Genomic DNA, 21,863 nt, shown 5'->3' with positions numbered 1-21,863 from the left:
AGGCCGGGAGGGAATGTTTCAAATTCCTTCTGTAGCGGGTAAGGAACGGGTCTGAGCCCCGCGCTTATGTGAGAGACTATGAGCCTGATCCCCTCGTCCACCGAACTTGTCGCCCGTGCCCGCGCCGATCTTCGTGTCGGTGTGCCCGTGGTTTTGGCCGATGAGGCTGGTGCTGGCATCATGGTCCTCGCCGCTGAGCGGGTGAGCGCGGCGCGGCTCGCAGATATCTGCGGATTGGGCGGTGAAGTAAGTGTCGCGATTACCGCATGGCGGGCGGAGACTTTGAAAGCGCGTGCCTATGACGGGGATCTGGCGCGGCTTGTGTTGCCAAGCGACGCGGATACGGCCTGGCTAAATGCGATTGCGGACCCGGCCTATGATCTGCAGGCGCCGATGAAGGGCCCGTTGCAAAGCCTCCGCACGGGAGAGGCCGGGCTTCATCGCTTGGCATTGCTGCTGGCAAAATCGGCACAGCTTTTGCCAGCCGTTCTGACCAGTACCGTAGAGAACGCACGCAAATTGGCCACTGAGGCTGGGCTGACTTGTCTGATGGCCCGTGATGCGCAGAAGGATTTGGCCGCCCATCACCCGCTGCATCCCGTTGCCGCCGCGCGCCTGCCGATGGAGGCCGCTGAGGCAGGCCGGTTGCATATCTTCCGACCCGATAATGGCGGCATTGAACATTACGCAATCGAAATTGGCCGCCCCGACCGGGAGACACCAGTTCTGGCGCGCATTCATTCGGCCTGCTTCACCGGCGACGTTTTGGGCTCGCTGAAATGCGATTGCGGGCCGCAGCTTCACACAGCTCTGGCCGAGATGGGCAAAGCCGGTGCCGGCGTCTTGCTCTATCTCAACCAGGAAGGTCGCGGGATTGGGTTGGCCAATAAAATGCGCGCCTATTCCCTGCAAGATCAAGGGTTTGACACGGTCGAGGCCAATCACCGGCTGGGTTTTGAGGACGATGAACGCGACTTTCGCCTCGGTGCGGATCTGCTGAAACGCATGGGGTTTGGTGCCGTCCGCCTGATGACCAACAACCCGCGCAAAGTTGAAATCATGACCGAGATGGGCATTGAGGTCACCGAACGTGTCCCGCTGATCACCGGCACCAACCGCCACAACGCGCATTATCTGGCGACCAAGGCCGCGAAGTCGGGGCATCTCTTGTGACACCGGAGGATCTGGTGCTGACCCCGATGGGCATCCGGTTTCAGAACCGGGTGTTTCCCTGTTCCATCGGGCGTGGCGGGGTCAGGGACGAGAAACGTGAAGGCGATGGTGCGACCCCGGCGGGGGGTCATCGGATCGTCGGCTGCCTCTATCGGGCGGACCGGATCGAGCGACCTTGCGAATGGGCCCTGCCGATTAGCCCGCGCGATCTATGGTCTGATGATCCCGCGGATGCGGCTTATAACCTAATGGTTCGCGCGCCATATGCTCATAGCCACGAACGCCTCTGCCGTGCCGATCCGCTCTACGATCTGATCTTGCTGACCGATTGGAATTGGCCAGATGCGACATCCGGCCGAGGGTCGGCGATCTTTCTGCATCAATGGCGGCGGCCGGGCTTCCCAACCGAAGGATGCATCGCGTTTGACCGCGCCGATCTACATGGGATCACAAGGCGGATCGCGCCGGGCACGAAACTCCATGTTCCGACCTGAACTTATTCGGGGTAGCGCCTCTGTGCCGTTGCAACGCCCAAGACTTGGCGGCCAGCACGGGCGGTTGCTTGCCATTCATAGGTATGAACTTCACCCGGCGGGCATGGACTGCGGTAGGTGAAAAGGCCTTCGGGCACCGTACCGCTGCCGCTGATCCTGAGCCGTCCACCACCGTGGTTGTAGGACGGCACATCCAAATCAACGAGGCGAAATTCAATCGTCTCGGTCCCAGCCGGCACATCGCGCAACGTGAACGCCGGGTTGCCAACCGTATTCGGCCGGCCCGTGGTGCAAAGCGGGATATCCCCCCACTCGAAGGAAAGCCGAAACTCTGCCAAAGCCGCCGTCGCGGACAAAGCCAATGCAAGAACCGAGATCGTGAGGGTTTTCATAGCCGCCTCCCAAAAGTTGGATGCGGTCAGCATGCGGCGGAGATGTACGGGCAATCAAGTCTGCGGCGCGACCCGCTCCCCGAATATCGCCGAGCCGACGCGGATATAGGTCGCGCCAAACGCAATCGCCTTCTCGAAATCGGCGCTCATGCCCATGCTGAGTTCCGGCAAACCATTGCGCTCGGCCAGCTTGGCCAAAAGGGCGAAATGCAGGCTGGCCTCTTCCTCAATCGGCGGGATGCACATCAGCCCGGTGACGGGCAGGTCCAAAGCCCGCGCCTCGGCAACAAAAGCATCGGTTTCCGCAGGGAGAATGCCCCCCTTTTGCGGCTCTTCGCCGGTGTTGACCTGGATCAGAAGCTCAGGCGACGCGCCGCGCTCTTGCGCGAGATCCGCGAAGCGACGCGCCAATTTCGGCCGGTCGAGCGTGTGGATCGCGTCGAACATCTCAACGGCTTGGCGCGCCTTGTTGGTCTGCAACGGGCCGATCAGATGGAGAGAGATATCAGGGTATTGCGCTTGAAACGGTGGCCAGCGCCAGGCGGCCTCCTGCACCCGGTTTTCACCGAAAAGCCTATGCCCCTGGCGCAACACATCTGCGACCCGATCTTCCGGTTGCACTTTCGACACCGCGATCAGTCGCACCGATCCAGGCACACGGCCCGCCTTGGCTTCAGCAACCGAAATAGCTTCCGTGATATCGGAAAGTGACATGCGCGATCCCCAAACAGAAAAGAGCGGGCCAAAGCCCGCTCTTCCCTTACCAAATAATCCGTTCGGATTAGAAGGACATTGCAACGCCGAGCGACCAAGAGTCGGAGTCAACACCGCCGGTTTCGCTGTTGCCGTAACCGAGGTGGATGCCAGCACCGCCGCCCAGATCATAGGCTGCTGCGATCCCGTAACCCGAGTTGCCGCTGTCAAATTCACCCCAGTTGGCGTGAATCGAGAACGCGTCGAAGGAGTAGCCGACACCGATGCCGATATGGTCGTCATCGTTCCCAACGGTGCCCCCGCGGTCTTCCCAGTCGCTATACTGGATGCCTGCTTCAAACCCGCCTGCAAATACAGCAGCGATGCTCACACCGACGATGTTCTGGTCAACACCTCCGATGTCGCTGGTCTGATAACCCAAGCCGAGGTTAAGCTCAACGCCACCCAAGTCGGTGCCATAGCGGAAACCGATAGCTGCGGAGCCGTCAGACGCGCCAGCGGGAACGACACCGGAGTCTGCATCGCCAGCTTGCTCAACCGATACCGCGACGCCGAAATCACCAAAGGTGTTGTCGTAACGCAGAATCTGGCCATCAAACGCGCCGTCACCGTACGCACCCAAGTAACCAGCATGCTCGGTTTCTGCATCGTTGATCGAACCTGGGTTGCCAACGTTACCGGCCTCAGTCAGAGCCCAGTCCAGAGCACCGTCGGTGTCACCCATGGTAACCGTACCGAAGTTGCCGGAGATGAAGATGGTGGTACCACCGTCATCATTAGGATCGAACGCGCCAGAGGCACCGCGCGTGTCGCCGTCAGCGAAGGTACCGGAGCCATCGGACTCATCGAGATCGACGCTTGCGCCGAAGGTCAGGCCGTTGTCGGTGGTGCCGGACATGGTGAACGTAACGTCCAGATCCTGGAAGAACTGGGTTTCGACACCGTCGCCGCCATAGATACCCATTTCGGCCGAGCCGCTGAGCGTCACGCCTTGGGCAGCTGCTACGCCAGCCGAGGCAACCAGTGCCGTGGTAGCGAAGAGAACCTTTTTCATGGTTTTTCCCTCGTATTCTTAGAATAAGGTGCACCTCAACACGGGGAATTCCGAATTGAGTATGCCCCTACCTCTCTCTTCGCCCTTCGAATTGCAAGAAAGGCCAAAGAGATGCCGCGATCTTGCCGCCCGCCTGGTGCAGAGTTGCCACAGTCGGTTTTGCGCCCGGAAACCAATGCCTCTTGCCGCGCAAGAGGGGCTAAGATACCAAGCGGACAGAGTTCTACGACAAAGAGGCAGCAGGGCATGATGTTTTCGGGAACGGCAAGAGCCTTCTGCGCGGTTTTGCTGGTTTTGAGTGTTGCAGCATGCTCGGGCCGAGGCGGTGGGCTGTTCGGCTCCGGCAGCCTGGATAATGAGATGAGCCCAGAAACCAGGGAGCAGTTGGTGGAGGCCGGGGCCATACCCGACCCGAATCGCCGCACCATCTTTGATCTTTTCCAGAATAGCGCCGATCCGAATGTCACCGTCGAGGTGAACCGTTACCTCTGGAATGCGTCGCTTGAGATCCTGGATTTCATGCCAATCGAAGCCGCTGATCCGTTCTCAGGCGTTATCGTCTTTGGCTACGGCACCCCGCCAGGTGCTGGCCGCGCCTATCGCGCCACGGTTTACGTGAATGACCCCGCGCTGGATGCGCGCAGCCTGCGTGTCGCCCTGCAAAGCCGCGGCGGTGCCGTCAGCCGCGAAACCGCGCGCCAGATTGAAGACGCTATTCTCACCCGTGCGCGTCAGCTACGGATTCGCGACGGCGACCTCTAGACCCTGCGGCACACTCCCCCTAAACACAGCGCCGGGTCCACAGCCCGGCGTTTTTGCGTTCGACCTTAAGGAAATCCGATGTCCCGTTATCAACCGTCAGAGTTGGAACCGAAATGGCAAAAGGCCTGGAACGAGGCTGGCACCTTCCGCGCGACCCGCGAGGGGGGCAAGCCAAAATATTACGTGCTTGAGATGTTCCCCTACCCGTCTGGCCGGATTCATATCGGCCATGTGCGCAACTACACGATGGGCGATGTCATCGCGCGCTATAAGCTCTCGACCGGGCACAACGTGCTGCACCCAATGGGATGGGACGCGTTTGGTATGCCGGCTGAAAACGCGGCAATGGCCTCCGGCGGGCACCCCGCCGATTGGACCTATGACAATATCGCGGTGATGCGCGAGCAGATGAAACCTCTGGGCCTCTCCATCGACTGGTCCCGTGAGTTTGCGACCTGCGACCCGGAATATTACGGCCAGCAGCAGGCCCTGTTCCTGGATTTCCTGAAGGCCGGGCTGATCGACCGGAAAAATGCCGTGGTCAATTGGGACCCGGAGGACATGACCGTCTTGGCCAATGAACAGGTAATCGACGGCAAAGGCTGGCGCTCGGGCGCGGAGGTCGAACGCCGCGAGTTGACGCAATGGTTCTTCAAGATCAGCGATTTCTCAGAGGAACTGCTGGACGCGCTGGACGGGCTCGACAACTGGCCGGACAAAGTGAAGTTGATGCAGGCCAACTGGATCGGCAAATCCCGCGGGCTGCAATTCTCCTTCGGCCTGACCGAGAGCGCTGGTGGCCATGATCGTGTGGAGGTCTACACGACCCGTCCCGACACGCTGATGGGGGCAAGCTTCATTGGCATCTCGCCTGATCATCCATTGGCCAAGGAGCTGGAGGCGCATAATGCAGACGTGGCGGCCTTCTGCGCCGAATGTCGTGCCACAGGGACATCGGAAGAAGCTTTGGAGAAGGCCGAGAAGAAAGGCTTCGACACCGGGCTCACCGTGCGCCACCCGTTTGACACCTCTTGGGAGTTGCCGGTCTATATCGCCAATTTCATCTTGATGGATTACGGCACCGGCGCGATTTTCGGCTGCCCCGCCCATGACCAGCGCGACTTGGATTTCGCGCGGAAATACGGGCTGGATGTGATCTCCACCTATGTGCCCGCTCAGGGCGAAGCTGGGTTCACCCGGCCCGAGGAAGGCGGCGAGGCCTATGTTCCGCCCAAGCCCGAGAAGGTCCGCTATGTCAAAGGCTTCGCGGGCGACGAGGTGCAGACCGGGACAGAGGGAATCGACACAGCCATCGCGTTTTGCGAGGCCAATGGCGTGGGTCAGGGCGTCACCAAATTCCGCCTGCGCGATTGGGGGCTTTCGCGGCAGCGCTATTGGGGGTGTCCGATCCCGGTCGTGCATTGCGAGAGCTGCGGCGTGGTGCCCGAGAAGAAAGAGAACCTGCCCGTCGAACTGCCCCGCGATGTGGATATCAGCATCCCGGGCAACCCGCTCGATCGGCATCCAACTTGGCGCGATGTGCCCTGCCCGTCTTGCGGTGCACCGGCAAAGCGCGAAACCGACACGATGGACACGTTCGTGGATTCGTCATGGTATTTTGCGCGCTTCACTGCACCTCACGCGGCCACGCCGACCTCTGCCGAGGACGCGGCCTATTGGATGAATGTCGACCAATATATCGGCGGTATTGAGCACGCGATCCTGCACCTGCTCTATTCCCGCTTCTTCGCCCGCGCGATGCAGATCACCGGCCATTTGCCGGGGAGCGCCATCGAACCCTTCGATGCGCTCTTTACCCAAGGCATGGTAACCCACGCGATCTATGTCACCCGCGACGAGAAAGACCGCCCGGTCTATCACTTCCCAGAAGATGTAGAGATAACCGAGTCGGGCGCGAAGCTGGGCGCGACCGGCGAAACTGTCGAGGTGATCCCCTCCGCCAAGATGTCGAAATCGAAGAAAAACGTCGTCGACCCGGTGGCGATCATCGACCAATACGGCGCCGACACGGCCCGCTGGTTTGTGCTCTCCGACTCGCCGCCCGAACGCGACGTGGAATGGACCGCGGCCGGGGCCGAGGCTGCGTTCAAACATCTCAACCGCGTCTGGATGCTCTGCGACCGGATTGGTGCGATGGAACCGGGCGCGGCGGGTGAGGGGGATGAAGACCTGATCCGCGCGATGCATCGAACGATCCATGACGTGACCATGGGCGTCGAAAGTTTCGGCTTTAATGCAGCAATCGCGAAGCTTTACGCTTTCACCAACACGCTGACCAAATCGAAAGCCAGCCATGCCGCGCAACGCAAAGCGATCATGGTTCTGGCGCAGTTGATGTCGCCGATGACCCCGCATCTGGCCGAGGATATCTGGTCGCATCAAGGTGGTGAGGGGCTGATCGCCAATGCGCCTTGGCCACAGGCCGATGACGCGATGTTGGTTGATGACACCGTGACATTGCCGATTCAGATCAACGGCAAACGTCGCTCGGAAATCATCGTGGCCAAAGATTTGCCGAAGGAAGAGGTTGAAAAGCTGGCGCTGGCGGATGACGCTGTGATCAAGGCCCTGAATGGCGGGGCCCCGAAAAAGCTCATCGTTGTGCCGGGCCGTATCATCAATGTCGTTATCTGATCGTCGCACCTTTCTGACCCTGCTTGCCGCAGCCCCGCTTGCGGCTTGCGGCTTCACGCCCGTCTATGCGCCGGGTGGGGCGGGGGATGTGCTGCGTGGTCAGATCCTGGTGGAGCCGCCTGAGACACGGACAGAGTTTCTCATGGTGGCGCGATTGGAAGACCGGCTCGGCCGCGCCTCCAGCCCGCGCTACGCCATGACGATCGATACGGTTATTGATGAAAGAGGCATCGCGGTCACTGGCTCAAACGACATCACCCGGATCAATTTGACTGGCGCGACCCGGTTTCGCGTGGTTGAGGCGGGTACCGATGTGCAGGTCCATGCGGGCCGGGTGCAAACCTTCACGGCCTATTCAACCACCGGCTCGACCATTGCGACGGCGGCGGCGGAACGCGATGCGGAAGAACGGCTGATGATCGCGCTCGCGGATCAGATCGTCTCGAATCTTCTGGCCAGCGCCAGCCGCTGGTCATGAAGCTCGGCCCGCGCGACGCGGCGGGCTATTTTGCCCGACCCAACCCGGACGCCACTGGCCTTTTGATCTACGGCGCCGACGCGATGCGCGTGGCGCTCAAACGGCAACAGATGCTGGAGGCGCTGTTGGGGCCTGAGGCAGAGGCCGAGATGCGGCTGACGCGCATTCCCGCCTCCGATCTCCGCTCGGACCGCGCCGCGTTGCTGGACGCCATCAAAGCGCAGGGCTTCTTTCCCGGCCCGCGCGCCGCCTTCGTCGAAGACGCGGGCGACGGGCTTGCGCCCACAATCAAGACCGCGCTGGACGAGTGGCAGCCGGGCGATGCGCAGATCATCGTCACCGCGAAACAACTCAACGCCCGCTCGGCCCTGCGCAAACTTTTTGAGGCCCATCAAAACGCCTATGCGGTGGGGATCTATGACGACCCGCCATCGCGTGCCGAGATCGAAGAGACCCTGCAAAAGGCTGGCATCGCGCAAATCGGCCCCGATGCGATGACCGATCTGACCACCTTGGCGCAATCCCTCGACCCCGGCGATTTCCGCCAAACGGTGGAGAAGCTGGCGCTCTACAAACATGGTGATCCAACACCGGTGGCCCCCGAAGATGTCGCCGCCTGCGCCCCCGCGACCATCGAAGCGGAACTGGATGACATCCTGCACGCCGCCGCCGAAGCTCAGGCGGGCGCGATTGGCCCTTTGATCACCCGATTGGGGGGGCAAGGCGTGCAGCCGGTAGGGCTGTGCATCGCCGCGCTTCGGCATTTTCGGATGCTGCATATGGCGGCGAGCCATCCCAATGGTGCCTCCGCCGGGATCGCCGCTGCCCGCCCGCCGATCTTTGGCCCCCGCCGGGATCGGATGACCCGGCAGGCGCAAAACTGGGGCATGCATAATCTGGAAGCGGCGCTGAGCCTGTTGGTCGAGACAGATTTGTCATTGCGCTCCACACAACAGGCCCCACAAATGGCGTTGATGGAACGCGCGCTCATTCGGTTGGCGATGATGCGGCGCGGGTAAGGGAGACCGAGATGTATCAAGTGATTGGTGGGGTCAAAAGCCGCACGCTTCGGGTGCTTTGGGCGCTGGAGGAGATGGGGCTGGACTATGAACATGTCGCCGCCCCCCCGCGCTCTGACGAGGTGGTGGGGTTCAACCCGGCGGGCAAAATCCCGGTGCTCGTCTCGGGCGGTGTGCCGATCACCGACTCGGTCGCGATCATGACCTATCTGGCCGACAAGCACGGGCAACTGACCTTTCCCGCCGGCACGGTTGAACGCGCCAGGCAAGACAGCCTAACGCAGTTTATCGTCGATGAGTTCGACCTCCTGCTTTGGACCGCCGCGCGGCATTCCTTCATCCTGCCGGAAGACAAGCGCGTGCCGGAGATCAAAGACAGCCTGAAATGGGAGTTTGAGCGCTCCCAGAAAGCGCTGATCCCGCGCATGGCTGAAGACGGACCATTTCTGATGGGCGAGACGATGACCATCGCTGACATCCTGCTGGCGCATTGCGGTGGATGGGCGATCACCGCGAAATTTCCAATTGTAGAGCCGCAATTCCGCGAGTTTGTGAGCCGTCTTCGGGATCGGCCCGCCTTCCATCGCGCGATGGCCGCCTAAGACCTACGGAGCGGCCCATTTGGCGGCGTGCTGCCCGGCCCATTTGCCCGTCGCAAGGCAGGCGGTGATCAGGTAGCCGCCGGTTGGCGCCTCCCAATCCAACATCTCCCCGGCGCAAAAAACACCTGGCATCGCGCGCAACATAAGGCCATCGTCGAGCGCGACGCGCGCAACGCCGCCCGCGGTGGAAATCGCCTCATCCATCGGCCGCGGGCCTTGATGAGGAACCGGAAGCGCCTTGATCACCGACGCCAAGGCCGGACCCTCCGGCAAGGGCCGCCCGAACTCCTGCAACAGCGCCAGGCGCGCGCCGGTCAAACGCAGGGTTTTGCGCAAGAAATTCGCGAGGCTGTCTTTCCCCCTCGGTCGCGACAGCCGCGCCGCGACCTCCTCGACGGTCAAATCTGGCAACAAATCGAGCGTCAGTGGCGCGCCCTGTCTCAGCGCTCGCGAGACCGTGTAAATCCCGCCGCCTTCCAAACCGCGGGCCGAGATCACGAACTCGCCGCGATGTCTCTCATCCCCCGCGATCAGCGCCGCGTTTTTCACCGGCGCACCGAAATGCGCCGCCATATGGGCCGACCAAGCCACATCGAAGCCCATATTTGCAGGTTGAAACGGCGTAATCTCAACGCCCCTTTCTTGCAGCCATGGGGCCCAAGCCCCGTCCGAGCCCAGCCGGGCCCAACTCGCCCCGCCAAGCGCCAGAACCGTGACCTTCGGCTGCAACACCTGCCGCCCTTCGGGTTTGTCAAAGGCAAACCCGTCGCCGTCCCAGCCCTGCCAATGCCAACGGGTTCGCAGATCGACCTGCATCCGCCCCATCCAGGCCCGCAGTAAGGGCGAGGCTTTCATCACAACCGGAAAGACGCGCCCGGTCGTGCCGGTGAACAGCTCCTGGCCGAGGCTACCAGCCCAGCCTTGCACCTGTTTCGGGCCAAACGCGTCCAACATCGGCGCAAGCCATGGTTCGGCCTCGTGATACTGGGCGTAGAACGTTGCCTGCGGCTCAATCTTGGTGAGGTTCAGCCCCGATTTGCCCGCCATGAGGAACTTGCGCGCGGCGGAGGGCTTGCCCTCGGCCAAGACCACCTGCCGCCCGGCCCGCGCCAAGGTCTCTGCGGCCATCAGACCGGCGGGACCCGCGCCGATCACCAAGGCGTCGATCATGGAACGTCACCCGGCCCTTGCCCGGCTTTCCATTCCAAAACACGGTGCGGATAGGGGATGGTGATGTCGTTCTCTTTCAGCGCGTTCCAGATCAGGAACAGCACATCGGAGGTGTATTTGTTCTCGCCATCGTCGATACCGTTCACCCAGAACTCAACGCTGAAATCGACGCCGCTGTCGCCGAAACCTCTCAACTCGCAATCGGGCGGGAAGGGATCATCCAAAACGCCGGGATGGGTTGCAACGGCGGCCTCGACAATCGCGGGGACCTGATTGATATCGGTGTCATAGCTGACCGAAAACGGCGCCTCATAGCGGTTCGCGCTGCCGCTATCCGAATAATTCACCACCCGTGTGGTGATGAAATCCTCATTCGGCACCACGATCCAACGCCCGTCAAACGTCTCCAGAATCGCGGCGCGGGCGGTCATTTTGACGATCTTGCCGTGCTCACCGCCGTCCAACTCGACATAATCGCCAACCGTCGCCTGACCTTCGAGCAGCAGGATAATGCCAGAGATGAAATTCGCCGCGATCTTCTGCAGACCGAAACCGAGGCCAACACCAATCGCCCCGCCAAGAACCGCAAGCGTGGTGAGGTCGATGCCCATGATGTTCATCAAGAGCAGGAAGGCCGCACCGAAAATGACGATCTCCACCGTCTTGATCGCCAACTCGCGGGTCGCGGGCCGCATCTCCTGCTGTTTGCCGATGAACTCGGCGCTTTGGGTGTTGGACCAGCGCCCAAGCCAGAACAGAAGACTGCCCGCAATCACGCCGCGCACCAGCGACATGACGGAGAAAGAGATATTGCCCAGATTGACCTGCAGTTCGGTCAGCGCGACGGTTACGTCATCCAACACGCCCAGCGCATAGAGCGCCGCAACCGGCACCAGCACATAGCGGCCCAGAAGCTTCAAGAACGGGTCACTGATGATGTGTTTGACCAGGCTTCGCGCCGCAAGAAACAGGAAGACGCGCTTGCCAAAGGCGATCACCGCGCCACTGTCGAAGAGCGAGCGGACAATGGTCTCCCCAATCGCTGTGAACGCATAGGCCAAGACTGGCAGGAGCAGCGGCAAGAACATCGCCAGAAAGCGCCGCGCGGTAGCGAGAATCGTCTGGCTGTCCTCAGACGGGGTCAGCAGTTTGGTCAGGGTCGGAGTCAGCCGTCGCGAGACAAGAAGCGCAACCAGGAAGGCCACCACCAAAAGCGCGAATTGCGACCAAGCGGCAGGGCTGGTCAGCCAACCCAACGCAAACGCATAGCTGTCTTCGGCGACATCCAGCGCCTGTTGCACGATTTCCGGCTGATTTTCCATCACGCCACCCTTGCCACGAAGCAAAACTCCCTCAGTCTAATGACGAGGGATCGGCAAAAGGACAAGATAGATGGGGAAAGAGGCACCGATTTGCCCCCTATGTGATCGGCCGATTCCCGAGGGCGTAAGGCAAAGCCTGCATCACCTGGTCCCGCGCCTGCGCGGCGGCAAGGGTGGGCCGACGGTGCTGCTGCATCAGATTTGCCATAACGAAATCCACGCGACCCTGTCCGAGGCCGAGCTGGCCCGCAGCTATTCCACGGTCGCGACGCTCAAAACCCATCCGCGCCTGGCCAAATTCATCGCCTGGGTGCAAAAGCGCCCGCCAGAGTTTCAGTCGAAAACCCCGGGCGACCGGCGCGCCTGGAAACGGCGATAGCCCGGCCCGGGCGCGCTTAGCCGCAGAGCCGTTTGATCCCGCGCAGATTGGCCGCATCGCCCGCCAAAGCATCCGCCGAAAGCATCCTGGCCGTCTCCAACAAAGCGTCCGGCGCCACCATCCGGTCAATCAGGCCAAAGCTCAGCGCCTCTTCGGCGGTCAGTTTTTGCCCGGCCAGCAACACCAGTTTTGTCCGCGCCGGTCCAATCAGGGCCGCCATGCGCTTCGGATCTGACGGCTGCGGCAGGAAACCAAGCTTGGCCACGGGATAGAAGAACTTCGCACTCGGCACCGCAATCCGCAGATCGCAGGCCAAGGCCATCCCAAACGCGCCACCGGCCAGCGTGCCATTCAGCGCCGCAATCGTCAGGCAAGGCAGGGTCGCAATCGCGCCGGACGCCCGCTCCCAAACCGGCGAGGTCGCGAGCCCCGCCTTGGCCGCCTCCAAATCCGCACCGGCGCTGAACACCCGGTCGCCCGCCCCGGTGATCACCAACGCCCGCACGGTTTCGTCTTGCCCCGCCTCCTCGGCAATCTCGGCCAGATGCCGCAGCATCTCTTCGGTCAGGGAGTTGGCTTTGTCCGGACGGTTGAGCGTGACGGTCCACAACCCGCCGTCCCGGTCCAAATCGATCATGCGATCAACCCGATCTCGCGGCGCAGGCCTTCGTCCCGCAGCGAAAGCTCCGTCCCCAAATGCGCATCCGCCGCAGATGAACACATCCAGACCAGCGCCTTGGCGGGCCATTCCGGCGGGATGTGATCGGACCAATCGAGCTCGCTCACGGGGTTCAATCCGCTCGATTTGATCTCGCGCTGCATCTCGGTGGCGACAGTGCCGGGCGACAGACCCATCGCGCGGATCCCATTCTCGCCCCCCTCTTTATGGGCACACATGGTCAGCATCGCGGCCCCCGCCTTAGAGGTGCAGTAATGGCTCCAGCCTTCCAGCGCGTTATGGGCCGCGCCCGAACTGATCGTGAGGATCGTGCCGCCACCCCGCGCCATCATGCCGGGCATGGCCGCGCGCATGCCATAGAAGACGCCTTTGAGATTGATATCGATCACATGGCTCCACGCGTCCGGGTCGGCCTCCGCCAGATGTGAGATCGGCTCGATCACACCGGCATTGTTGATCAACACATCAAGCCCGCCGAAGGTCTCTTCCGCGGCAGAGACTGCCGCCTCAACCTCCCAATACCGGCTCACATCGCAGGGTACGGCCAGGGCCTGGTCGCCAATTTCGCCGGCCAACTCCACCAAGCTCTCCCGCGACCGGGCCAAAAGCGCCACATTGGCGCCCTCTGCCGCAAAGGCGCGGGCCGCCGCCGCCCCGATCCCTCGGCTCGCGCCGGTGATCATGATCGTTTTTCCGCTCAACTCACTCATATCATTCCCCTGTCGTCGCTGCCTGGCAGATGAGCCCTTGACGCCCCCTGGCCAGAGGCCGAACATCACCCATGCAATTCACCCTTGGTAGGTCATTATGTCAAAGATGAAATCCCTTTCTATTAGCCTTTCTTTTGCGGCACTTACCGCCGCAGCCCCCGCATTCGCCGATGTCGATGCCCAAGAGCTTTGGGCCGAATGGCAAGCTCAAATCGCCGCAACCGGTCAGACGATGACGACGGAGTCGGTCACCGAAACCGCCGATGGCCTGGTCATCTCTGGGCTGACAACAACCAATGTGCAAGCCGATGTCACGTCAACCGGTAGCATCGATCAAGTGACCTTGACGGAGAATGCCGATGGCACGGTCAGTGTCGAGATGTCTGAGGTCTATCGCATCCGAACCCAAACCGATGCCGGAGCCGGACCGGCATTCGATGTCTCAATGGAAATGCGGCATCAGGGCCTTGAGGTGACTGTATCCGGCACACCAGCAGCGCGGCAATATGACTACTCAGCCGACAGCATGATTTTCACGACAGAACAGATCACGGTCGATGGTGAATCCGAGGGCATGTTCGATCTCGACTTCACGATTTCAGACCTCGTCGCGCAATATCTCGTCGAAGGTGCAGATGTCGACGATGTGTCTTTCACCTCGACCAGCGAACTTGGCGGCGTGACCGGCACCATCGACGCGGCGGCGCCAGATGGCGAAGCCGGGAACTTCAAACTGAGTTTCAATATGGGTGCAACCACCTCGTCCGGGTCGGGCACCCTTGGCTCAATGGCGGCGCTCTCGCAAATGTCGAGCGGTGGCGTGCTTCCGGAAGAGTTCGATCTTGAGGGGCAGGCCAGCTACGACCGGTTGAGCTATGAAATGACATTCGAGGCACCCGGCAGCAACTTCAACATGGCCTTTGCCAATGAAGGCGGCGATCTTGGCGTGGCCTTTGGCCCAAGCGGACTGACCTATGATCTATCGAGCGAGAATGTGGTCTCCACCGTGCAGACCTCGGATTTCCCGCTCCCGATTGAAGTCAGCGCCGCATCCGCTGCATTTTTGCTGACGATCCCAATGATGCCCGAACCCGAGCCCTCCGACATGGCCCTGCGCCTCGACTACCAGGAACTGACGGTCAATGACGCGCTTTGGGGCATGATCGACCCGGGCGCAGCCATTCCACGCGATCCCGCAACGCTGGTTTTGGATGTAACGGGCCAGGTGCAGATGCTCGTCAATCTGATGGCCGGTGATCCAAGCGCCTTCCAGGGCCCTCCGGGCGAATTGCGCGATGTGACGTTGAACGAGCTTGAGGTGTCTGTGGCCGGTGCCTCGCTGACCGGTGAGGGCGATTTGGATTTTGCGCCGGGGCAGATGATTCCGCAGCCTGTGGGCGCGATTGATCTGCAGCTTTCGGGCGCAAATGCGCTCATCGAGCGCTTGGTTGGCGCAGGGCTGCTACCGGCGCAGCAAGCGGCCATGTTCCAAGGTATGGCGGGCATGTTTGCTCGTCCCGGCGCGGCACCCGACACGCTGGAAACCACCATCGACTTCCTGCCCGGCGGCGGCATCACCGCCAATGGTGTTCCGCTGCAATAAGCGGATCTGACACGAATAAACCGCCCGGTGCCCGTCTGTGGTCCGGGCGGTTTCCTTTGACCCGATCTTGCGCCTCCGCCGCGCGCGCCCTAGGTCACAAGCCAACGCGCACCGCCTTGGCAGGACATTCTTCATATGACCCGATCCCTTTCCGACCTCACCTCCGATCTCCTCGCCGCAGCCAGCAAAGCCGGCGCAGAGGCGGCCGATGCGATTGCGGTCGATGGAACCTCGATCTCGATCGACGTCCTGAACGGGAAGCTGGAGCAGGCCGAACGATCCGAAGGCGTCGAGGTCGGCCTGCGTGTGCTGGTCGGCGCGCGGCAAGCTTGCGTATCTGCATCCGACATCAACCCAGCAACTCTGACAGAGATGGCCGACCGCGCCGTGGCGATGGCGCGTCTTGCGCCCGAAGACCCCACCATCGGCTTGGCCGATCCCAACCAACTGGCCACAAGCTGGGATGCAGACGCCCTTGATTTGATCGACCCAAGCGCCGAGCCCGCGCCCGCTGCCCTCGAAGAGGCCGCGCGCCAAGCCGAGGCTGCCGCCCTGGCCGTTAAGGGCATCTCACAAGTGCAATCGGCAACGGCTGCCTATGGGCAGCGCCGCGTTCACCTCGCCGCGACCAACGGGTTTTCCGGCGGCTACGGGCGCACCGATCACGGGCTGAGCTGTGTCGCGATCACCGGCGCAGGCACCGAGATGGAGCGCGACTATTTCGGCGAAGGCCGGAGCCATGCCGAAGATATGATGAGCCCCGAAGAGGTCGGGCGCTTGGCCGCCGAACGCACCATCGCTCGCGCCGGGGCACGCAAACCGCCGACCGGGGCCTACCCGGTGCTGTTTGACGAGCGGATCTCCTCTTCGCTCATCGGCCATTTGCTGCAAGCCTCCAACGGCACCTCCGTTGCACGGGGCGCATCCTGGCTCCGCGATGCTTTGGGCGAGGCGGTTTTGCCCAAGGGCCTGACGATCCTGGAGGATCCACACCGCCCGCGCGTCACCGGCTCCCGCCCGTTCGATGGCGAAGGTCTGCCGACCGCGAAACGCGAGATTGTCGCCGATGGCGTGCTCACCGGCTGGACCCTCGACCTCGCGACCGCGCGCAAGCTCAACATGACGTCTACCGGCAATGCCGCGCGCGGCACCTCCGCGCCGCCATCGCCCTCCGTGGGAAATATCGCGCTGACGCAAGGCGCGGCCAGCCAAGCCGACCTCTTGGCGCAAATGGGCACTGGCCTGATGATCACCTCGATGATCGGCTCCTCCATCAACCCGACCACCGGCGACTATTCGCGCGGAGCCTCGGGCTTCTGGGTCGAGAACGGCGAGATCACCTATCCGGTCAATGAATGCACCGTTGCGGGCAATCTGCGCGAGATGCTGCGCACAATCACGCCGGCCAATGACGCTCGGACCCATCTGTCCCGCATCGTACCCTCGCTTTTGGTCGAAGGATTGACGATTGCCGGGGCCTGAATCCGAGCTCGACCTGCTGATCGCCGCCGCGCGAGACGCCGGAGACATCGCCGCCCGGCATTGGAAATCCGACCCGAAGACTTGGGAGAAATCCGGTGGCGAAGGCCCGGTCACCATTGCCGATCTCGAAGTTGATGAGATGCTCCGCGAGACGCTGACCGCCGCCCGCCCGGGATATGGGTGGCTGTCAGAGGAAACCCCCGATACCGAAGCGCGGCTTAGCCAAGACAAAACCTTCATCGTCGATCCGATTGACGGCACGCGTGCCTTTATCGATGGCTCGCGCAATTTTGCCCATTCCATCGCGCTCGCGGATCGCGGACAGGTCATCGCCGCCGTCGTCTATCTGCCGGTCAAGGACCAGCTTTTCGCCGCCGCCCTCGACCAGGGGGCCACCTTGAACGGTGAGACCCTTCAGGCCTCACATCGCGAAGACGAGGCTGGCGCTACGGTTCTAACGGCGAAGCCCAATCTCAAACCCGGGCTTTGGCCTGGCGGCCCGCCACCGGTCACGCCACAATTTCGCTCTTCTCTGGCCTATCGGCTGGCTGTGGTCGGCCAAGGCCGGTTCGACGGGATGATCACGCTTCGCGATAGTTGGGAATGGGATATCGCCGCCGGTGCACTGATCGTGACCGAAGCGGGCGGCGCGATCTCGGACCGTCACGGCGCGACGCTTCGCTTCAACAACCCCACGCCACAACTGCCCGGCGTTTTGGCCGCCGCGCCGCAAATCCATCGGCAGTTCCTGGCCCGTCTGACCCCGCCTCAAGCTTGACGGCTCACCCCATATCCGTAGGGTGCCCGCAAATTTGATCCCTTCACCATAAGGCCGCGCATTCATGACCCAACGCTTGCACCTTGTCTTTGGCGGCGAGTTGATCGACCCCGCCAAAAGCGAATTCAAGAACCCTGATGACATCCATCTGGTCGGCATGTTCCCGAATTATGCCAGCGCCTATAACGCTTGGAAATCCGAGGCGCAGCGCACGGTCGACAACGCCCATATGCGCTATTTCATCGCCCATATTCACCGTCTGCGCGACGAAGAAACCGAAGCCTCGCCGACCGAAGAACTCGGCGGGTAAGCCGACATCATGAGCCGTTCTCTGGCGCTTCGTCTCTACCTCATGTTTTCGGCCCGCGCCGAAGGCTTCGCGGAGCGTAAGCTGGCCCAACGCCTTGCCATCGGCAAAGAAGACGCCAACCGGCTGGATGAGCGTCGCGGGATCGCATCACGGGACCGCCCGGATGGGCCGCTGATCTGGTTTCATGCCGCCAGCGTCGGCGAGTCACTGGCCTTGCTGGAGTTGATCCGCCGTTTGACCGAAGAACGGCCTGAGATCCACATTCTGGTCACCACCGGCACGGTCACCTCCGCAAACGTGATGGCGCAACGGCTGCCAGATCGCGCCGTGCATCAATACGCGCCGCTCGACGCCTTGCCCTTTGTCCGCCGGTTCCTCGATCATTGGCGACCCGATCTGGCGGTTTGGACCGAGAGCGAGCTTTGGCCCGCGCTGATCACTGAAACCGATGCGCGCCATATCCCGATGCTGTTGATCAATGCGCGAATGTCGAAGGCCAGCCATGACAAATGGCGGTTTCTCCGCGGCATGGCCGAAAATCTGCTCCGCCGGTTTCGCCATGCCCATGTGCAGGATGATGTGACCTCGGCCTATCTGCGCCGCCTCGGCCTGCCAGGCAGGCGTCTGGAAGTGACCGGCACGCTCAAAGAAGGGGCGGCCGCTTTGCCCTATGAGGAAAGCGAGCGGGAGCGGATTGCCTCGCGACTGTCGGGCCGCCCGGTCTGGCTTGCGGCGTCGACCCATGAGGGCGAAGAAAAGAAGGTGCTCGAGGCCCATAATCTGGCCCTGCGCGCCAATCCACGCCTGCTGCTGATCTTGGTGCCGCGCCATGCCGACCGCGGCGACGCGGTAGCCGAGCTGCTGCAATCCGATGGTTGGAGCTATGTGCGCCGCACCGCCGAAGAGCTGCCGGATGGCGATACGCAGGTCTATCTTGCCGACACGATGGGCGAGTTGGGGCTTTGGTATCGGGTCTCCCCAATCAGCTTTGTCGGCGGATCGCTGGAACCGATTGGCGGGCATAACCCGTTTGAGCCCGCGGCCCTAGGCTCGGCCATTTTGCACGGACCCTATGTGACCAATTTCGTCGATATCTACCAACGCTTGACTGAAGCGAAGGCCGCACGACTGATCTCCGCGCCCGACAGTCTCGCCGCCGCGATCAATGATCTGATGAACCCAGATCGCGCCGCTGCAATGGCCAATGCCGCGTGGGAGGTTTCCTCCTCCGGCGCGGATGTCACCGATATCGCGGTCGATTTGCTGCTTGAGACCCTCGACGCCCCGGCGCAGGCGCGCGTCGCGGACCAAAGCTGATGCAACCGCCGAGGTTTTGGCATCGTCCGCCAGGGTTTGTGTCGACACTGCTCGCTCCCCTAGGCGCCCTTTATGCCGCAGGAACGGCTTGGCGGCTGAAACGCGGGGCCCGGGCCTGCGTCGGCGTGCCGGTCATCTGCGTCGGCAATATCAACGCGGGCGGCACCGGCAAGACCCCAACCGTCATCGCCCTGACCGAACGGCTCCGCGCCCTTGGCCACACACCCCATGTCGTCAGCCGAGGCTATGGCGGGACGTTGGAAGGTCCGGTGCAAGTATCAGAGACCGATCACACAGCGGCTGAGACCGGCGATGAGCCGCTGCTTCTCGCCGCCTTTCTGCCCACTTGGGTCGCGAAAGACCGGGCTGCGGGCGCCCGCGCGGCGGTCGCGGCAGGGGCAGATGTCATTGTGCTCGACGATGGGTTTCAGAACCCCGCCCTCGCCCATGACCTTTCGCTTGTGGTGGTCGATGCGACGCGCGGGTTTGGCAATGGCAAGACTCTCCCCGCCGGGCCACTGCGCGAGCCAGTGGCCACCGGCCTCGCGCGCGCCGATCTGCTGCTCTCGATTGGGCCGGACTCGGCGCAAGCCGCGTTTCGGCAAAGCTGGGCCGATGACATATCACTGCCCCATCTAACCGCGCGACTTGAGCCGCTTCCAACCGGCCTACCGCTTACCGGCTTGCCGGTTCTGGCCTTTGCCGGCATCGGACACCCCGAGAAATTCTTCGCCACGCTCCGCGCCTTGGGTGCCGATCTGATCCGTGCCGAAGCACTTGCCGATCATCAACCGCTGACCGACACGCTAATGGCCCGGCTACAAAAAGAGGCCAAACTGCGGGGTGCTCAGCTTGTCACCACAGAAAAGGACGCCGTGCGCTTGCCGCAAGCCTTCCGGCAATCGGTGATGACCGTGCCCGTCAGGCTAGTGTTCGACGATCCCACGCCGCTTGATGCCGCGTTGGAACACCTGTTCAACTAGGGTCATCCTCGCCCAATTTCGGGGCTGGGCAGTGGAGCGCGATCTCCGCGTCTGAGAACCGAAACGGCGGGCGCACACCGGGCACACCGTCCAACTCGATCTGCAAACCCCGCGCTTGCACCTGCGGGTCGGCGAAAACCTCCGCCAGATCATTGATCGGCCCCGCCGGCACCCCTTCGGCCTCGCACGCCGCCAGAAGCGCGGTTTTGCTGCGCACCCGCGTCGCTTCGCTCAGCCGCCGCGTCATCTCATCGCGATGCGCGATCCGGTCGGCATTGGTCAGGTAATCAGGGTCTTCGGCCATATCCTCCAACCCCAAAACTCGACAAAGACGGCGATATTGCCCGTCATTGCCAGTTGCGATGATCAGCCAGCCATCGGCGCAATCAAACACCTGGTATGGCGTCAGATTTTGATGCGCATTGCCGATCCGCCCAGGCGCCTCGCCAGTCACCAGATAGTTCATCGCCTGATTGGCGGTGAAAGCGGTCGCCACGTCCAGCAGGGCCATATCAATGTGCTGACCCTTGCCGGTCGCCGCCCGCTGATGCAGCGCCGCCAACACCGCATTTGTGGTGTAAAGCCCAGTCAGAATATCGGTGACCGCAATGCCGACCTTCTGCGGCTGCCCTTCGGGGTCACCCGTGACCGACATGATCCCGCTCATACCTTGGATGATATAATCATAGCCCGCGCGATGCGCATAAGGCCCGGTCTGCCCAAAACCAGTGATCGAGCAATAAATCAGCCCCGGATTGAGCATCTTCAGACTGTCATAGTCGAGCCCATATTTCGCCAACCCGCCAAGCTTGAAATTCTCGATCAGAATATCCGCCTCGGCGGCCAGCGCACGGACCTTCGCCTGCCCATCGGCGGTGCGGAAATCGGCGACAACCGAGCGTTTGCCGCGATTGCAGGCATGGAAATAGGCGGCCGAGACATCGCCATCCCGCTCAACAAAGGGCGGCCCCCAGCGGCGCGTGTCATCCCCTTCGGGGGCCTCAACCTTGGTGACCTCGGCGCCCAGATCCGCAAGCGTTTGACCGGCCCAAGGGCCGGCCAGGATACGCGCCAATTCCAGAACTTTGACGCCCGCAAGCGGCGCCGTCATTGGGCGGCAGCCAACCGTTCATCCAGGATCTCGGCAAAGCTGGCATAGCTCATATTGCTATACATCTCGCCATCGATGATGAAAGACGGCGTGCCGGTGACGTTATGCTCCGCCTGATGACCCTCATAGCGGTCGATCAAGGCCTGGGCCATATCGCCATCGGTCAGGCAGGCTTCAAGCTCCGCCTCGCCCAGACCGACCGAGCGGCCAATGCGGCGCAGGTTCTCGGCCACCGTCGCAGGCTCACCTTGAACCCATTCCCGTTGCGTCCCGTAAATCCGGTCGACCACGGCGAAATACCGATCCGGGCCTGCGCACCGCGCGACCATCGTCGCCCACAGGCCGAAGCGGTCGAAATACACCTCCCGATGGATGAACCGAACCTGGCCCGTATCGATGTAGTTCGCCTTGATCTGCGGATAGACATCCTCATGGAAACTCGCGCAATGCGGGCAGGTGAAGGAGGCATATTCGATCACCGTGACCGGTGCGTCCTCCGCCCCGACGGCCATTTCGACGATTTCAGGCACCGCTGCGTCAGCGGTCTGCGCGCCAGCGGCACCGACCGGCGGCAAAAGCGGGCTTTGCTGGCCCTGCCACGGTCCAAACAGCGCCGCGCCACCAATGGCGAGGCCCGTGGCCCCCAATCCGGTCAGAATAATCCTGCGCTTCATCA

At 62.2% G+C, this 21,863-nt stretch carries 23 protein-coding genes; 14 read left to right on the top strand and 9 right to left on the bottom strand.

Features of this window, described 5'->3' with window-relative positions; translation table 11 throughout:
• Window positions 1-78: 78 nt before the first annotated feature.
• Both ribA and GTF44_RS01040 read left to right on the top strand, forming a co-directional pair.
• On the top strand, window positions 79-1,173 hold the full coding sequence (gene ribA / locus GTF44_RS01045) for a GTP cyclohydrolase II (protein WP_171559316.1): 1,095 nt from the start codon (window positions 79-81) through the stop codon (window positions 1,171-1,173).
• Entirely contained in the window at window positions 1,170-1,667 is a 498-nt protein-coding gene (locus GTF44_RS01040) for a L,D-transpeptidase family protein (protein ID WP_171559314.1), read from the top strand. Before ribA ends, GTF44_RS01040 begins: the two co-directional genes overlap by 4 nt.
• Before the next feature lie 2 nt (window positions 1,668-1,669).
• On the opposite strand, the gene GTF44_RS01035 is transcribed toward GTF44_RS01040, so the two are convergent.
• The 3 genes from GTF44_RS01035 to GTF44_RS01025 form a co-directional block, all read right to left on the bottom strand.
• Window positions 1,670-2,059: a phospholipid-binding protein gene (locus tag GTF44_RS01035; protein ID WP_171559311.1), complete on the bottom strand. Its 390-nt coding sequence runs from the start codon at window positions 2,057-2,059 to the stop codon at window positions 1,670-1,672.
• A 54-nt stretch (window positions 2,060-2,113) separates the two neighbouring features.
• Window positions 2,114-2,773, bottom strand: coding sequence for a YggS family pyridoxal phosphate-dependent enzyme (locus GTF44_RS01030; RefSeq protein ID WP_171559308.1), 660 nt, complete (start codon window positions 2,771-2,773; stop codon window positions 2,114-2,116).
• Between the two features lie 67 nt (window positions 2,774-2,840).
• Entirely contained in the window at window positions 2,841-3,827 is a 987-nt protein-coding gene (locus tag GTF44_RS01025; protein ID WP_171559306.1) for a porin, read from the bottom strand.
• 246 nt (window positions 3,828-4,073) lie between these two features.
• Between GTF44_RS01025 and GTF44_RS01020 the strand changes: the two genes are divergently transcribed.
• From GTF44_RS01020 to GTF44_RS01000, 5 genes are all read left to right on the top strand, one after another.
• On the top strand, window positions 4,074-4,589 hold the full coding sequence (locus tag GTF44_RS01020; RefSeq protein WP_171559303.1) for a DUF3576 domain-containing protein: 516 nt from the start codon (window positions 4,074-4,076) through the stop codon (window positions 4,587-4,589).
• A gap of 78 nt (window positions 4,590-4,667) precedes the next feature.
• Entirely contained in the window at window positions 4,668-7,244 is a 2,577-nt protein-coding gene (gene leuS / locus GTF44_RS01015) for a leucine--tRNA ligase (RefSeq protein WP_171559300.1), read from the top strand.
• Window positions 7,231-7,722: an LPS assembly lipoprotein LptE gene (gene lptE / locus GTF44_RS01010; protein WP_145213301.1), complete on the top strand. Its 492-nt coding sequence runs from the start codon at window positions 7,231-7,233 to the stop codon at window positions 7,720-7,722. Before leuS ends, lptE begins: the two co-directional genes overlap by 14 nt.
• A complete protein-coding gene (gene holA / locus GTF44_RS01005) occupies window positions 7,719-8,741 on the top strand; it encodes a DNA polymerase III subunit delta (protein WP_171559298.1) in 1,023 nt (340 codons plus the stop codon). The genes lptE and holA overlap by 4 nt, the downstream gene beginning before the upstream one ends.
• An 11-nt stretch (window positions 8,742-8,752) precedes the next feature.
• On the top strand, window positions 8,753-9,343 hold the full coding sequence (locus GTF44_RS01000) for a glutathione S-transferase family protein (RefSeq protein ID WP_171559295.1): 591 nt from the start codon (window positions 8,753-8,755) through the stop codon (window positions 9,341-9,343).
• 3 nt (window positions 9,344-9,346) lie between these two features.
• Here GTF44_RS01000 and GTF44_RS00995 read toward each other — a convergent pair whose 3' ends face one another.
• Both GTF44_RS00995 and GTF44_RS00990 read right to left on the bottom strand, forming a co-directional pair.
• The gene (locus tag GTF44_RS00995) at window positions 9,347-10,510 is read right to left on the bottom strand and encodes a TIGR03862 family flavoprotein (RefSeq protein WP_171559621.1); all 1,164 of its coding nucleotides are present in this window, start codon (window positions 10,508-10,510) and stop codon (window positions 9,347-9,349) included.
• Complete coding sequence (locus tag GTF44_RS00990; protein WP_171559292.1) at window positions 10,510-11,835, bottom strand: mechanosensitive ion channel family protein; 1,326 nt, start codon at window positions 11,833-11,835, stop codon at window positions 10,510-10,512. Before GTF44_RS00990 ends, GTF44_RS00995 begins: the two co-directional genes overlap by 1 nt.
• A gap of 70 nt (window positions 11,836-11,905) precedes the next feature.
• Here GTF44_RS00990 and GTF44_RS00985 point away from each other — a divergent pair, with 70 nt between their 5' ends.
• Entirely contained in the window at window positions 11,906-12,214 is a 309-nt protein-coding gene (locus GTF44_RS00985) for an HNH endonuclease (RefSeq protein WP_171559289.1), read from the top strand.
• 16 nt (window positions 12,215-12,230) lie between these two features.
• Here the strand turns inward: GTF44_RS00985 and GTF44_RS00980 are convergent, their stop codons facing one another.
• The gene (locus GTF44_RS00980; RefSeq protein WP_171559286.1) at window positions 12,231-12,851 is read right to left on the bottom strand and encodes an enoyl-CoA hydratase/isomerase family protein; all 621 of its coding nucleotides are present in this window, start codon (window positions 12,849-12,851) and stop codon (window positions 12,231-12,233) included.
• Window positions 12,848-13,603 carry an SDR family oxidoreductase gene (locus GTF44_RS00975; protein ID WP_171559284.1) on the bottom strand — a complete coding sequence of 252 codons (756 nt, stop codon included), beginning with the start codon at window positions 13,601-13,603 and terminating at the stop codon, window positions 12,848-12,850. Before GTF44_RS00975 ends, GTF44_RS00980 begins: the two co-directional genes overlap by 4 nt.
• A 106-nt stretch (window positions 13,604-13,709) precedes the next feature.
• On the opposite strand from GTF44_RS00975, the gene GTF44_RS00970 reads away from it, so the two are divergent.
• The 6 genes from GTF44_RS00970 (at window position 13,710) to lpxK (ending at window position 20,076) form a co-directional block, all read left to right on the top strand.
• A complete protein-coding gene (locus GTF44_RS00970) occupies window positions 13,710-15,206 on the top strand; it encodes a DUF2125 domain-containing protein (protein ID WP_171559281.1) in 1,497 nt (498 codons plus the stop codon).
• A gap of 135 nt (window positions 15,207-15,341) precedes the next feature.
• Window positions 15,342-16,688: a TldD/PmbA family protein gene (locus GTF44_RS00965; RefSeq protein WP_171559279.1), complete on the top strand. Its 1,347-nt coding sequence runs from the start codon at window positions 15,342-15,344 to the stop codon at window positions 16,686-16,688.
• Window positions 16,675-17,466, top strand: coding sequence for a 3'(2'),5'-bisphosphate nucleotidase CysQ (locus tag GTF44_RS00960; RefSeq protein ID WP_171559276.1), 792 nt, complete (start codon window positions 16,675-16,677; stop codon window positions 17,464-17,466). Before GTF44_RS00965 ends, GTF44_RS00960 begins: the two co-directional genes overlap by 14 nt.
• A 64-nt stretch (window positions 17,467-17,530) precedes the next feature.
• The gene (locus tag GTF44_RS00955; RefSeq protein WP_145213331.1) at window positions 17,531-17,776 is read left to right on the top strand and encodes a DUF4170 domain-containing protein; all 246 of its coding nucleotides are present in this window, start codon (window positions 17,531-17,533) and stop codon (window positions 17,774-17,776) included.
• A 9-nt stretch (window positions 17,777-17,785) separates the two neighbouring features.
• Window positions 17,786-19,093: a 3-deoxy-D-manno-octulosonic acid transferase gene (locus GTF44_RS00950; protein WP_171559273.1), complete on the top strand. Its 1,308-nt coding sequence runs from the start codon at window positions 17,786-17,788 to the stop codon at window positions 19,091-19,093.
• On the top strand, window positions 19,093-20,076 hold the full coding sequence (lpxK, locus tag GTF44_RS00945) for a tetraacyldisaccharide 4'-kinase (protein WP_171559271.1): 984 nt from the start codon (window positions 19,093-19,095) through the stop codon (window positions 20,074-20,076). Before GTF44_RS00950 ends, lpxK begins: the two co-directional genes overlap by 1 nt.
• Here lpxK and GTF44_RS00940 read toward each other — a convergent pair.
• Window positions 20,069-21,187: a CaiB/BaiF CoA-transferase family protein gene (locus tag GTF44_RS00940; protein ID WP_171559268.1), complete on the bottom strand. Its 1,119-nt coding sequence runs from the start codon at window positions 21,185-21,187 to the stop codon at window positions 20,069-20,071. The two genes, lpxK and GTF44_RS00940, sit on opposite strands and share 8 nt — an antisense overlap.
• A complete protein-coding gene (locus GTF44_RS00935; protein WP_171559265.1) occupies window positions 21,184-21,861 on the bottom strand; it encodes a DsbA family protein in 678 nt (225 codons plus the stop codon). The genes GTF44_RS00940 and GTF44_RS00935 overlap by 4 nt, the downstream gene beginning before the upstream one ends.
• Window positions 21,862-21,863 lie beyond the last annotated feature (2 nt).

The organism is Roseobacter sp. HKCCD6576-2, from assembly GCF_013179285.1.
GTDB lineage: Bacteria > Pseudomonadota > Alphaproteobacteria > Rhodobacterales > Rhodobacteraceae > Rhodophyticola > Rhodophyticola oceani.
This window is presented reverse-complemented; position numbering and strand designations above follow the sequence as displayed.